The 13,211-nt window shown below is 35.9% G+C and carries 14 protein-coding genes; all 14 read right to left on the bottom strand.

Annotated elements, in window-relative coordinates:
* Positions 1–60: 60 nt before the first annotated feature.
* Positions 61–1,260: an OmpA family protein gene (locus DR017_RS01915; RefSeq protein ID WP_002682018.1), complete on the bottom strand. Its 1,200-nt coding sequence runs from the start codon at positions 1,258–1,260 to the stop codon at positions 61–63.
* Positions 1,261–1,369: 109 nt separating this feature from the next.
* A complete protein-coding gene (hpf, locus tag DR017_RS01920; RefSeq protein WP_002682031.1) occupies positions 1,370–1,660 on the bottom strand; it encodes a ribosome hibernation-promoting factor, HPF/YfiA family in 291 nt (96 codons plus the stop codon).
* A gap of 30 nt (positions 1,661–1,690) precedes the next feature.
* The gene (locus DR017_RS01925; protein WP_002682034.1) at positions 1,691–2,617 is read right to left on the bottom strand and encodes a tyrosine-type recombinase/integrase; all 927 of its coding nucleotides are present in this window, start codon (positions 2,615–2,617) and stop codon (positions 1,691–1,693) included.
* Positions 2,618–2,955: 338 nt separating this feature from the next.
* Entirely contained in the window at positions 2,956–5,454 is a 2,499-nt protein-coding gene (gene porW, locus DR017_RS01930; RefSeq protein ID WP_002682038.1) for a type IX secretion system periplasmic lipoprotein PorW/SprE, read from the bottom strand.
* Between the two features lie 499 nt (positions 5,455–5,953).
* A complete protein-coding gene (locus DR017_RS01935; RefSeq protein ID WP_002682029.1) occupies positions 5,954–6,445 on the bottom strand; it encodes a hypothetical protein in 492 nt (163 codons plus the stop codon).
* 156 nt (positions 6,446–6,601) lie between these two features.
* Entirely contained in the window at positions 6,602–7,309 is a 708-nt protein-coding gene (locus tag DR017_RS01940) for an MAE_28990/MAE_18760 family HEPN-like nuclease (protein ID WP_002682023.1), read from the bottom strand.
* Between the two features lie 2 nt (positions 7,310–7,311).
* Entirely contained in the window at positions 7,312–8,415 is a 1,104-nt protein-coding gene (locus DR017_RS01945; RefSeq protein ID WP_002682021.1) for a DUF262 domain-containing protein, read from the bottom strand.
* 1 nt (position 8,416) lies between these two features.
* Positions 8,417–9,484 carry a DNA cytosine methyltransferase gene (locus DR017_RS01950; protein ID WP_095909094.1) on the bottom strand — a complete coding sequence of 356 codons (1,068 nt, stop codon included), beginning with the start codon at positions 9,482–9,484 and terminating at the stop codon, positions 8,417–8,419.
* Between the two features lie 122 nt (positions 9,485–9,606).
* On the bottom strand, positions 9,607–10,404 hold the full coding sequence (locus tag DR017_RS01955; protein WP_002681612.1) for a DNA adenine methylase: 798 nt from the start codon (positions 10,402–10,404) through the stop codon (positions 9,607–9,609).
* Between the two features lie 12 nt (positions 10,405–10,416).
* Positions 10,417–11,238 carry a DNA adenine methylase gene (locus DR017_RS01960; protein ID WP_002681604.1) on the bottom strand — a complete coding sequence of 274 codons (822 nt, stop codon included), beginning with the start codon at positions 11,236–11,238 and terminating at the stop codon, positions 10,417–10,419.
* Positions 11,239–11,527: 289 nt separating this feature from the next.
* Positions 11,528–12,058 carry a hypothetical protein gene (locus tag DR017_RS01965; RefSeq protein WP_002681585.1) on the bottom strand — a complete coding sequence of 177 codons (531 nt, stop codon included), beginning with the start codon at positions 12,056–12,058 and terminating at the stop codon, positions 11,528–11,530.
* A complete protein-coding gene (locus DR017_RS01970; protein ID WP_002681601.1) occupies positions 12,055–12,489 on the bottom strand; it encodes an N-acetylmuramoyl-L-alanine amidase in 435 nt (144 codons plus the stop codon). Before DR017_RS01970 ends, DR017_RS01965 begins: the two co-directional genes overlap by 4 nt.
* 8 nt (positions 12,490–12,497) lie before the next feature.
* Positions 12,498–12,944, bottom strand: coding sequence for a hypothetical protein (locus DR017_RS01975; RefSeq protein ID WP_002681614.1), 447 nt, complete (start codon positions 12,942–12,944; stop codon positions 12,498–12,500).
* The gene (locus DR017_RS01980; protein ID WP_002689410.1) at positions 12,941–13,210 is read right to left on the bottom strand and encodes a hypothetical protein; all 270 of its coding nucleotides are present in this window, start codon (positions 13,208–13,210) and stop codon (positions 12,941–12,943) included. Before DR017_RS01980 ends, DR017_RS01975 begins: the two co-directional genes overlap by 4 nt.
* Between the last annotated feature and the right edge of the window lies 1 nt (position 13,211).

The following is a 13,211-nucleotide window of genomic DNA, read 5'->3' on the forward strand; positions in this document are numbered from 1 at the left end:
TAAAAGGTTGAGAAATACCTTTCAGAACAGTTTTTATTATAAGATTTTGAAGAAGTTTTTCTACTTCAATTCAAAAGTAGCTTTTCTAGCTAATTGACGAGCTTTTGGAGAATTTTTATCTACGCTATTATCTACTCCTTTGCCTTGAGCTGTGATGCGATTAGCATCGATACCTGCTTTTACAAGCAAGTTTTTCACAGCATCGGCGCGTTTTTGAGAAAGGGTAGTGTTGTAGTTAGTACCACCTAACTCATCAGCATAACCATTTACGGTGATGTGAGCATTAGGATTTTCTTTCATATACTTACCTACGAAGTCAATAGACCAAGAAGATGAAACTTGAGGTTCTGATGAATTGAAATCGAAGTAAGCACTGATATATCCTTTTCTAATAAGGTCGGCAGCTACATCGCCAGAGGCTACATCGCTATCGTTAGCTACTGCATTACCTGCTTTAGCTTGATAGTTGTCGTTTAGGTAGCTTTCAATCTCATCGGGAATGCGGTTACCATTAGCGTCATTCATTCTGTTTTGTTTGTTAGCTACTTCGCCTTTCAAATCGGCTACGTTGCTTTCTAGAGCAGCGATGCGTTGAGCTACATCCTCTTCTTGTTCGCGCATATCGGCGCCTGCCCAATCGGCGTGTTTGCCTTGTTTACCTATAGCGATATTCAAACCAGCAGTGAGGGTGAAGTGATTTCCTTGGAAACCTTTTTGACCATTAGCAGATTTGGTATCATAAGTAAGTTGTTGCTTGCTATTGATGTACATAGAGCCATCTAACAAGAAAGCGATACGATTAGAGATTCTCAATTGAGGTGTAAGACCAATAGTAAGGAATGCTATTTTATCGGCTTTAGAGATTGCGTCACTTTTTAGTTGAGAGTATCCTAAACCAGCGTGCAATAACAATCCTAAATCACTTGTCCATTCTTCAAAACTCAACACGCGGGCTAAATTAGCAACTCCTTGTAAATTTACATTCCAAATATTGGATTCGAAAGCAGGGCTATCATCATCATTTTTAAATACATCATAACCACCAGCCAAACGAATACCAAATTTATTGTTTGCCATATAGCGAACCCCTACATTAGCACTCCAGAGGTTTGGAGTACTTGTGCCATAACCAGCGGTGAAAGGAGTAGTGGCTTTGTTCACACCTCCGTTTACATCTACAGACCATCGGTTATAATCTACTTGTTGAGCTTGTACACCTAAAAAGGCTAATGAAGCTAAAGCGAGAATACTTTTTTTCATTCTTTTAATAAGTAAATAAAATTATACAATAAAAACTGGGGCAAAGGTATGATTTAAATTTTAGTTACTCTTTAAAAAGGATGAATATTAACAAAATATTAACATTTTATTAATGTTTATCTTTGTGTTTTAAAAGCATTCTTTCCAATGGAGTGATGGCACTATCAATTCCTTCTTCGAAAGTTTTAAATTGTTTTTTCACGACAAGGCTTTCACCTGGTATATGTACTTTTACTTCCACTATTTTATTTTCTTTAGTGGTGGTATTATCCAACTTCAAATGTACGTCGGCTTCAATGATACGGTCGTAGAAATTATCTAACTTATCCAATTTTTTTTGGATGAACTCTACTAATTTGTGGTCGACTGTAAAGTCTACTGGGTGTACGTGTACTTTCATAATGTTTAGAAATTTTAAGGTTTAACAATTCTATTTATTATCATCCTCTTCTTTGCGGTCGGCTCTTGGATGGGCTTTTTTGTACTGTTTTTTGAGTTCTGCTAAACTTGTATTGGTGTATACTTGTGTAGAAGCCAAACTGGAATGCCCCAGTAATTCCTTAACAGTATTCAAATCGGCACCATTATCCAACAAATGGCTTGCGAAAGAGTGGCGCAATACGTGAGGACTTACGTCTTTCTTGGGTGTAACGGCGCTAAAATACGAATTTATAATTCGATACACAAGGGTAGAATATAGTTTTTTACCATTTTTAACTAAGAATAAATAGTTTTGGCTTTTTTCGTTTGCTACTTCCTCTCTTAATTTTAAGTATTCTTTAAGCGTTTCTTCTAACTCTGGTATAATGGGGATATAACGTTCTTTATCGCCTTTACCTGATACTTTGAGTTGTTTTTGAGCTAAATCGACATCGGATAAGCGGAGATTTGCTAACTCGGAGCGTCGTATTCCTGTAGCGTATAACATTTCGATTACGGCTCTATCTCTGACTTCATCGAAAGAGCTTTTACTTGAGAAATAAGATAGTACTTTTTCTATTTCAGCTTCAGAAAAAGGTAACTTTTGCCTTTTTTCTGTTTTCAACAAGAAAATTCCTTTTTCAAACGGGCTCACCTCTATTTGTTTTGTTTTCTTCAAGAAGGTGTAATAAGTTTTCAAAGCTGATAATTTCCGGTTGATACTTCTAAAGGACATCTCTTGTTGGGATAGTTGTATAATCCACTTTTTGATATCCTCCTGATCTGCTCTTTCTAAAGGGCATTCCTCTTCCTTATCTTCATACTCACTTTTGATGAATTTCTCAAAAGCCCTTAAATCGTGCTTATAAGCTTCCACCGTATGAATAGAATACTTCATTTCTATTGAAAGATAAATGATAAAGGCATTGATTGACATAGTTTCATTTTTTTTGTTGATTAAATAAAAAGATATAATCCTAAGCAGAGTAATACTCTTTTTATCACATAGCAAAATAACTAATTATTCTTGGAACAAAGAGTTAAATAAATGTTAAATTTTCAAATATAAAGTTAAGTATTTTGTTTAACCCTATAAATGAGATAGTTATATTGCTATTTTTTCATCCTCAATCCCGCAGAATCCTTTTCATTTCTCCTAATTTCTTTAATTTCAGTGAAGATGTTAGTTTTCATAGGCAAATGTACAAATAATATTTTTATCTACAAAATAAAATTCACTAAAACACCTATTATTATTTTTTAACAAGTATTTTCTTATTTATTTAGAAGCCTTTCTTTTTCTTTACGGATTTGTATCAAACGATAGTTTTCAGTAGGTATAGGATACGCTGAAAGTTTGTGTTTTTCTAAGAAACTTTTGAGTTCATTTACTATACTCTGTGCTGAATAAGCATCGCGTATTTTATGTATTACCCACCAAGTTTCGTTGGCGTTGTAGATATCGGTGGAGAGAGTGAGAACTTCCGAAATGGCTTTTAGCTTTTCGGTGAGAGTTTCTTTTAATTTTTCACGCATTTCGGGGGTTGTGCCTGTAATCACTACCTTCCATAAAGTAGCTTTATCATCGGAGATATATTCCTCATTAGCAACATCCTTCAGTTCTTCCAACAAATTTTTTGCTTCTTCACTTTCGGCAGTAGCAGGATAGTTAGTTGCTATCTGTTGCAACTGAGCCTGATAAGGAGCTAATCCTTCTAAGCGAGCTGTAGTTTTAGCCTGCAAAAGAGCTATTGCAGGAGCTGCTGCCGTTTCACGATACTGCAATCCTTCTTCTTGCAATCGGCGAGCGGTTTCTATAAATTCACCTCTATTATACTGAGCGGTAAGGCTATCCACAAACACTTGAGCAATTTTGTTGCGTTCGTGCTGGGTAGTTTCTCCTCCTTGCAAAAGTTTTGCATAATCGGTATTAGGATAATTCGCTAACAGACGACTTTTTGTAGTTTCAGCTTTAGAATTGTGAGTATCAGTATAGTTTTTTTGCAATTCGTAGAGAGCTGCAGCTTCAATTTCAGGGGTAGGATTGCTAGCAAGCACACGCTCCAAACGCTGAATAGCTAATTCATTCTCTTTGAACTTAGCTCGATAGAGGACACCTAATTGGTAGAGCGCCTCGTTGCGATTGGCTGCCAATTGGTTGATTTCAGTTTCTGTTTTAGGGAGTTTAGCCAGATAGCTATCAGGGGTTTCTACTTGCTTTTCTACAGTTTTTGTCACAGTTGTTGAGGCTGTAACATCGGCTACTACCCCACTCCCCACTGATGACCAGCGCCAATTATCTTCTAACTTTCTATCACCCCAATACTGTTCAAACTGCTGTTTGCCATAAGCTACACTCATAGGGTTGTAGAAATAGAATTTACCGCCTTTTTCTGGAGCAACATCAGGAGTAGAAAATCCCATACCTGTATTTTTAACTTTGCTTGTTTGCTCTTTTTGAGTGCGCAATGCTGCTATTTGCTGCATAGAGTCGATATGCTTTTGGTAATAGGCACGGCGTTCAGTTTCGGGCATACGTACTACTTTTAGCACACTGTCATTCTTTCTTACAACGTACTCTAATTCAGCTATTTTAGCTAAATTATCTCTTTTTCGGCGCACATATAAATGTTCAAAAGTGTTTTCGGGGATATAAGTAAGGGTGCTATCCAAATGTTGATAAGCCCCTATGTAGTCTTTTTGATCAAAAAATAGTTCAGAAAGACGTGTATGAGCTTTTGCTTTTAGCGGATTATTCTCTTTATTATTATGCAAAGACTGGCGATAGTAATCGGTAGCGACTTTTTTCTGGTCGTTCTTCAACAATTCGGCGTGAGTGTAGTAGAGCACATCAAGGTAGTTTTTGTGTTCATAACGATTTTCGAGTTTACGCAAATAGGCTAAAAACTCTGCTTTTTCTTCGGGAGTGAAAGTTTTGTTACGTGCTTTACCTGCTTGAGCTTCTACCCATAATTTACGCGGAATTTTCCAATTCTGTTTTACAACTTTCTCAAAAGCTACCTCAGCTGAATCTTTTTGATGTTGTTTTTCATAGAGTTGTGCAGCGATGAAATAGTAGCGACCACGCAATGCTTTGTTACGTGTGTATTTACCTGCATTATAGAGAGCATCGGCAGCTTGAGGGTATTGCTCTTGATTGATATAAGCCTGCCCTAAAGTAGCATAAGCCTCTGCCCTATCATTGCGACGCAATTTAGGATTTTCTTTTAGAAACTCGGTGAGTTTTTCAATCGCTATTTTGTCTTTACCAAGACGAAGATTAGTTTTTTGTGCCCATACAGCAGCTTCGGGAATACGTTCACTTTTACCATAATTGGTAAGCAAGTGATTGAATGCCTCTAAAGCAGGGAAGAAACGCTCGTCGTAATAACGCGCTTTTCCCAAAAGCATATAAGCATCGTCTATCTTATAGTTGCGTTGCACTCCTTTGAAGACCATAGAGTGACGCTGGATAGTTTTAATTGCTTTATCTTCAGCACGCTCGAAATTAGGATTTCCCATACCATCTAACTGTACCTTACCACTAAGCCCAATAGGTTCCACTGGCAAGACTTCACTAAAGTTATCTTGGTATTTTTCGCGTAGTTCGTTAAGCCCTTTAGCATACGCCTCCTCACCATTGAAAAGCACATTGTACTTAGTAACTATAGGCTGCATTTGGCGGTTGTAGTAGGTGTTAGCATTAGGGGTACAAGCTATTACAAGCCCTATAAAAACCCCTACAAAGGTGCTATATAATAAGATTTTTTTCATTATATTTAGTGCTGTAAGAATGGGCGAAGATACTACTTTTTTTGTAAAGTATGAAATCTTTAACACTAATTTAACGTGAATTTAATATCAGGAATATCATAAGATAAACTTTCTAAAGTCTCCCACGAATTTCACGAATTTACACAAAATCACAACTATATACCCCCCTATGTTACATTATCTCACAAATTTTCTCCTGACGGTGAATTATTTATGAGTATATAGTAATACATTGTTATAAATCAATACTTTATTATATCAAATCAAGATTAAAATAAGAAAGAAAAGACCTCTAAACAGAGGAAAAACCAATTAAGTCTCTGAAAAAGTAACAGACGGTATCCTCGGTTTTGCAAGCTTTGTTTAGAGTGAGTCACAACTCTGTCTTGTCTTTCTTCCCAATAATGAATACAATGGAGTCATTCCCTTTCGTTATTCCGCAATACCTTATTTTGTGAGGGGAAGACGGTTTATATAAATAAGTGGCGGTTTGTTGTTTCTAAATCTCCTCCCATAGGATAAAGAAATTCATATACAGTTCCTTAGCAGAAAGTTTAGGATACAGATAACGAATGAGCTTTTTAGTAAGTTTCCCTTTGCTCATCCCTGCAAAAATAAGTTCATCACCCTTATACATTGTTAGTTGCTTGGTTGCTGTTGAAAAATGTATAGTAAGCACTTCTTTTCCGTTTGCATAGAATAGGAAACTACTCACTACATCATTTAGCAAAGGATATTCTTCTTTATACCCTCTTTTATTCCTTAATATCCTTAGCAAATGGTTTCCCTCTGATAGTGGAAGGCATTTTCTTCTCTCTGTGATATGTTCTTCTTCAGGAGCTTCAGGCCACGAAGTTTCTTTTGTCCAGCCCGTACGATGTACAACTACAAGACTATCTATTTTTCCCTGATAGAGCTTGCTAAAATCCATTGCTTTAGGATATTGCGCTAATGCGAGACAAGGGAGGAGGAGGAAAAATAAACGGAACATAGTTAAAGGTAGAAGAGTTGTTTGAATGTGAATAAATTCAAAAAATTTCTCTAATAGAAAAATTACATAATAGGTATTTTATTCTATTTTTTATTTGCAAATATTTAAGTGTAGAATAATTAATTTCTATGGTTTAAAAACATCCTAATTTTTGGTTTATATTTTATATTTTTCACTTTTAATGTATTCTTCTACAGAGTCAAGGAAATGAGTTAAATGTTCAATAGTAAAATCTTTATAATTTTTTAATCCTAAAATATTATCTATCTCATTATACGTAATTTCTCTTCCTATTTCAGAAAAAGACTTTTTGCCATGAACTAAGGAATTTCTATATTCTTTTATTTTTTGTAGACATTTACCATGTTTATCCTCATTGTAATAATGTTTTGTAGAAAAGTCAATTCCTAAATCATTTGAGACCTTTCGTATCTTATTAGCATCAAGACTTCCTCCATATTCAATCCTATTAATTATTTCAATAGGTATATTATTTATTATTTCATCTACTATTTGATGAAATCTCTTAAATAGTCTTTTTTCTGTAATAGTTTCATCATATTTATATTTATGTTTAGACCAATATAGTCTAATTTTTTCACTAATATCTGTATATGAAAGATTTTGTTGCTTTATTTCATCAAAAATAGCAACAACAGTATTAAGAATCGTAGATTCAATTAAATTATAAAGTATTAAAAAACCATTAGCTTTTAAAATCTTAAACAATTCATCATTGATAATAAAAGGCTTTTCTTCACCTTTTTTAAATAGAAATACATATTCATACTCTACTTTTTCAAGGAAAGAAAAATAGTTCTCAACTTCACAAACTTTTGAGTCAAAATCATTTCTAAAAATCATTTTTATCCAAAACTTAAATCTTCTTTTTTTATTCTATTAAGTAAACAATCTCTTACAAATTCAATTCTACTTATTAGTTTATTCCTATTATTAGCTGCATCAGATGTTGTATGTATTTTAAATTCTTTAGAATCAATCCAATCCATATACACAGGTTCTAAATTTATATTCTCTCTAAGTGCTAAATTAGTTCCTATTGAAATAGCTTCAAACCTAACTCTAGGAATGGCTTTTGTATTTTCCTCCTTTTTAAATCCATTTGGAAAATATTTTTTAACAAAATTTAGAGTAGCATTCAGTTCATTTTGTTTCTTTATTTTTTCTTCTTCTGTAAAATTATCTTTTTTATTTGAGATATATTCATCTATAAATGTTTTTACAGAATGTGAAAATTCCATATAATTATCTGAATAGGCAAAAAAACGAGAAATTAATTCTTCTTTTTCTCCTCTAAGTTTTTCAGAAGGTTTTGCTGAGGAAAAAACCTCATTAAAAAGAGTACTTTCTGAACAATCTAATATAAAAGAGTAGAAAGAATTTTTCATAAAAGCACCTTTTCGTATCTCTGCTTCTGTTAATTTTTTTCCTGTAGAATTTATTCGGTTGTAAATATCAGCTCTTATACCTTCATTTGCTTTCTCTGAAAAAACAAAGATCCTCAAACCTAAATCCTTAAATTTTCGTTGTCTTGATGGATGTAAATCTTTAAATCTATAATTATTTAAATTTTCTAACAACTTTAAATTTGTAATCTTAAATTTATTATCAACAAACTCCTTTATTGTTGTAAGTCTCTGAACTCCATCTATTAATTCCATATTGCCAGTCTCATCTAAAGTAAAGGCAAATAATGGAGGCATTGGGACTCCTAACATTAAAGATTCTATGAATTTGCATTTTAAATCATTTCCCCAGACAAAATTTCTTTGATAAGAAGGAATAAAGATTATAGAAGATAAGTTACTTTTTTCTAATTCATAATCTCTTCCTTTAAATTTTTCTAAAGCAATTTCTATAGTATATTCTCTAAGATTATAGTTATAATCTTGTTGTAGTTCTTTAATCTGTCTTTCTAACTCTTCTATACTTTCCTTTTTATTTTTCATATTATTTTAGTTTTAAATGCTGTTTTATACTTTTTGCTATCACTTCTCCCAATTTTACTGGAACTGCATTCCCTATTTGTCTTGCTATATTTACAACAGGAAGGCTTCCTTCTTGTTCATTATAAAAAATATAATCTTTAGGAAATGTTTGGAATAAAGATGCTTCTCTTAAAGAAATAGCTCTATCTTGCTCAGGATGTCCAAATCTCCCGTTCCCATATCCTATACAATGAGTTGTCATTGTAGGAGATGGCTCCTCCCATTTCATCCTTCCATATACACTAGGATATGACTTTCCAGACTCTTTTTTATGACAAGCTAATTTAATATCATCATCCCAGTCCTTCCAACTTCCTCCATATGGAGTTTGTTGTATACGTTTCTTATTTAAAGGACTTAACTTTCTTGCATAATGAAGTCTATCCAATTCATTATATTCTCCATCTTTTATAGCAGGTAATTGTCCTATAGCATCTCTTACTGTTACATAATTATCTTTAGAATGAGTTTTATCTATGAGTTTAATATTACCAAATTTGGAAGCTAGTAAAACTAATCTTTTCCTATGCTGAGGAACACCATATTCAGGACAATTTACTATTTCATAATGAATAAAATACCCCATTTCTTCTAAAATTTTTAAAAAATCATTAAAAACAGGTGCTTTCTTAAAATTCAATAATTGTGGAACATTTTCCATAGAAACAATATCTGGATTAACTCCTTTTATCAATCTTGAAAATTCATAAAGAAGTTTCCATTTTTCTGTTTCTCTCTCTTCATCATCTTCTTTTTTATTTTTAAATGAGTATGATGAAAAAGGTTGGCAAGGAGCACATCCTACAAGTATTTTAATTTTTGTATCTTTATATAATTTGTTAATATCTTCCTTTGTAACATCAGAGATATTTTTTGAAATAAATACAGCTCTATTATTTATTTCATAGGCATATTTGCAAGTATTGTCAATATCAAAACCTGCAATAACATTAAAACCCTCTTTAACAAATCCTTGTGATAAACCTCCTATTCCACAAAATAAATCTATGTATAATCCGCAAAACGAAATGTACTAAAAATTAAAACGAAATGTACATTTTTTGAGCGTTTGAGCGGGGGTTGAAAGGGGCAAAGGTAATAAAAAAACACGGATAGGCAGGGTGCTTATCCGTGTTTTTTTGCCTATACATATTATATAGGGTAGTTGGAAGTAAGGACTTCTATACGCTTCTTGCCTGTGCTATTGCTGCTCCCTAAATGCATTGACACTTCTTTTTGATGCCAACCGTGCTGCTGTACGTATTTGGTTAGCTCTTCATTGTGGTAGGAGCTTAGCAGGAATTTGCCTTTGAGGGTGGCAAGTGTGGTTAATAGTTGGTTAAAATGTTCCTGTTCATAACCTCCGTAATGCCCTTGCTTGGCTCCTACATAGGGTGGATCTACATAGTGGAAGGTGTCGGGGGTGTCGTGGCGGGTGAGGACTTCGCTGGCATCGTTGTTGTCTATTTGAACGCCTCGCAGGCGAGCGGAGTAGGTGTCGGTAAAGTTGGTAATTTTGTTGTTGAGGGCTGACACGTTCTTGCTGTTGGTTGTGATACGGCAGTTACCAACTTGGTTAGAGTAACCGCAGTTAGTGGCGTACCAAAATGCCCACGCTTGTTGCACTTCGGTAAAAGCAAAAGGGGCGTGGTAGATTACCAATGCTGACTTGTAGGCTTCACGGCTCACAACTGACTGCTGTACGAGGGTTTGTAGTTCGGCAAAGCGTGTTTGCAGGACTTTATAGAAGGTATAAACATTGGTATTAAAGTCGTTGATGATTTCGGTTTTGACGGGCTGTTTTGCCCAAAAGACTGCACCTCCTCCGAAAAAGGCTTCGGTGTAAATAGTATGTGCAGGGATAAGGGGTAGGATATGTGGCAGCATTGTTTGTTTTCCACCATAGTAGGATATTGGCGTACGTTGCCAAGTATTGGATGTTGATTTCATTGCTTATGTTTCTTAGTATTTGTATATCATTAAATCTTCGTATGAACTTGAGTAATTGACACTTGTGCTAACGGTTACCCGCGTAGTGTTGTTGAATGGACTGGGGAGGTTGTATTCGTTGGCAAGGAAGTCGAAAAGGTCGAGGAGTTGTCCTTTATTGCTTCCGAAGTAGATGTAACGGGGCATTGTATTAAGTGCTTTGACTATGTGTAGGTAGTCCTTTAGCTTCCAATCTTGCGCACCACGGTAGGAACTGATGTCGGTAGAAAGATAGGGTGGGTCGAGGATAAAGACGGTATTTGGGGTATATTCAAACTCGGCGATGAGTTTGCGATAGTCGGTTTGACGACGTTCTACTCCTGCAAGATAACCATCAGCATTGTAGGGTGTTTGAGAAACTTTAGCATAGAAGCCGTCTTTAGCAAGGGCTTCCAAGCTGGTGGCGTACTTGCCGCTGAAAAGGAGATTGGCAGAGAGGGTAATATAATCTAAGGCTTCGGGTGGGTATTGGCGGAGGACTTCCAAAATAGTGGGTTTTACTTCATTGATACGAGTTCCTTTAGGGTGATTTGCTACGATTGGGCGCAATTGGGCGATGATTTCGTTGGTGGTGGGTATGAGTGCCAATCGGTGAGCGAAGTCGTCGTAATCGTTCCATATTACGCGGGCGTTGGGATGAGTGGTTTTGACGGTGTGAGAGAGCAAGCCTGAACCGCCGAATAGGTCGATGTAGGTGGCGTTGGCAGGGAAGTGTTTTAGGGCTTCTTTGAAGTGTTTGACAAATTTTCGCTTTTGCCCTTGAAAAGGTAATGGTGATGTAGTGTGATTTTTCATTTTTTTTAGTGTTAGTGTTCGGTTTATCTTCGGTTAGTGTTCGGTGCGAGCCGCACTGGTAGTGTTTTTTTGGTGTTTTAAAAAATAGTTGTACTTTTGCAGTCCCCAACTTATAGGAAACAAAAAGCACGCTGACGCAGAAGACATATTGTCCTCCGCAGTCAGCGTGCTGATGTTTCTATGAATAAGTTGGGGAACTTTAGTAGAAAAGCGGAGGACATTTTTTATACTGCTATCCTCCTATTTTAGCAGTGCTTTAAAAGCGTTTTAAAAGCTGTTTAAATTCTTATTAAATCTTCCACCGAAACGGCTTAAACTTCCAAATGATAAATACTAACACGGCAATAAGCAAGAGCCAAAGGGTATGCCTTACGGGGCTACTTGTCACTTGTTTGCTTACTTGCTTAACTTGAGTGTATGCGTGTTTTTGTACTTCGGCTTTAGTTCTTGTGTATGAATTATTATAAAGGGTACTATCAGCCTGCTGTAGGCTCTTAGAATGGGTGCTTGTAGCTCGTAGCTTAACCTTTCCGTTGAGTACTCTTATAACTTCATTATCGCCGTCACGAATGCGGGTGTAGATAAGTTCACGTGGTTTGCCTACACTATCGGTGAGGCTTTCGAGTTCGAGTTCAAAGGACTGGTCGGACTGGTGGGACAAGTCTGTTTTGCGACCTTCATAGGCAAAAAGCTGTGAACTATCCTTGTAATGGATAAAGTGCTCTTTCTGGGCGTGACGTTGCTCGGTAGAGGTGACCTTGCGGGTACGGCAACCTACTAAAGCAAGGAACGCTAATAATAATAGGGTTAATTTTCTCATTTGCTAATGTTTTTGTATTCGTCTTTTGCGTTGAAACAAGGGCAAGCTTTAGCTACTCCTGGGAAGTCTCTATGACCTAAGATTTCAGCTTGTGGGTATAAAGCCTTTAACTCTTTGAGAAGCTTTTTAAGGGCTTCTTTTTGGGCATCGGTGCGGGTGTCTTTGGGCTGCAGCGTGTTTTTATCTATCCCCCCAATATAACAGATACCGATGCTGTCCTTATTGTGTCCTTCTACGTGGGCAGGAATTTTATTTACATCTCTGCCCTCTTCTATGGTGCCGTCGAGGCGTACGATGTAGTTGTAGCCGATTTCGTTAAAACCTCTTTGTTTGTGCCATAAATTAATGTCTTTGGCGGTGTGGTCGCGACCTTCGGGGGTTGCCGAGCAGTGTACTACGAGGTAGCGGATGTTGCGTGTGCTTTTTTTCATTGGGTTTGTTATCGTTTTGTTATTCTTAAGGTGATTAAATCGTTTGTGTGATATACTTTAGAGGTTGATGTTGCTGTTAGAACAGTATAAGGATACTCATTGGTGTTTTGTTTATCGTATCTGATAACATCTCTACCTTCATATAACCATTTTGTTTGTCCCAAGTTTTCATAGAAATAAGGGCAATTCTTAAATAGAAAATCTGATGTATGACTTTTACTTATTTTTCCTAACACTTTAAATGTAAGCTCAATTTCTTTTGTTACGCCCTTTTCTAAAATAGCCTCTATTGTTAGCGTGTTTGAACGCACCGTTTCTTCGTTTCCATCTCCAAAATATACCCAAGCTGAGAAGCGTATATTTTCGATATTAGCACTCAACTCATTGTATAGAGTTCTCATATCTATAGGTTTTTTATTTTGTGACCCCCATTGAAAGAATTGTATTGCATTCATAGCTTCTGTATATGTTTAATAAGTGGATACGGGGTGAGGCTCGCGACGATATCCCACCAGTCGATGAAGGTACGCTTGATATACTTGTCGTACAACTCTTTGGCGATTCCAACCAACAACACAACACCGATAGCCATAGCTAAGGCTGCCCATAGTGAGTAGAGTAGGTAAGCGGTTATAAAGGCTACAACAAATATTGTGTTACCTACCATAGAATGGAGCAGTTTGTCACTGCCTTTAAGTTTTTGAATGATTTTATTTTTCATA

The organism is Capnocytophaga sputigena (assembly GCF_900446695.1).
Taxonomy (GTDB): domain Bacteria; phylum Bacteroidota; class Bacteroidia; order Flavobacteriales; family Flavobacteriaceae; genus Capnocytophaga; species Capnocytophaga sputigena.

Coding starts and splice junctions, on each gene's coding strand:
- DR017_RS01915 (WP_002682018.1), bottom strand. CDS start 1,260: ATGAAAAAAAGTATTCTCGCTTTAGCTTCATTAGCCTTTTTAGGTGTA.
- hpf (WP_002682031.1), bottom strand. CDS start 1,660: ATGAAAGTACACGTACACCCAGTAGACTTTACAGTCGACCACAAATTA.
- DR017_RS01925 (WP_002682034.1), bottom strand. CDS start 2,617: ATGTCAATCAATGCCTTTATCATTTATCTTTCAATAGAAATGAAGTAT.
- porW (WP_002682038.1), bottom strand. CDS start 5,454: ATGAAAAAAATCTTATTATATAGCACCTTTGTAGGGGTTTTTATAGGG.
- DR017_RS01935 (WP_002682029.1), bottom strand. CDS start 6,445: ATGTTCCGTTTATTTTTCCTCCTCCTCCCTTGTCTCGCATTAGCGCAA.
- DR017_RS01940 (WP_002682023.1), bottom strand. CDS start 7,309: ATGATTTTTAGAAATGATTTTGACTCAAAAGTTTGTGAAGTTGAGAAC.
- DR017_RS01945 (WP_002682021.1), bottom strand. CDS start 8,415: ATGAAAAATAAAAAGGAAAGTATAGAAGAGTTAGAAAGACAGATTAAA.
- DR017_RS01955 (WP_002681612.1), bottom strand. CDS start 10,404: ATGAAATCAACATCCAATACTTGGCAACGTACGCCAATATCCTACTAT.
- DR017_RS01960 (WP_002681604.1), bottom strand. CDS start 11,238: ATGAAAAATCACACTACATCACCATTACCTTTTCAAGGGCAAAAGCGA.
- DR017_RS01965 (WP_002681585.1), bottom strand. CDS start 12,058: ATGAGAAAATTAACCCTATTATTATTAGCGTTCCTTGCTTTAGTAGGT.
- DR017_RS01970 (WP_002681601.1), bottom strand. CDS start 12,489: ATGAAAAAAAGCACACGCAACATCCGCTACCTCGTAGTACACTGCTCG.
- DR017_RS01975 (WP_002681614.1), bottom strand. CDS start 12,944: ATGAATGCAATACAATTCTTTCAATGGGGGTCACAAAATAAAAAACCT.
- DR017_RS01980 (WP_002689410.1), bottom strand. CDS start 13,210: ATGAAAAATAAAATCATTCAAAAACTTAAAGGCAGTGACAAACTGCTC.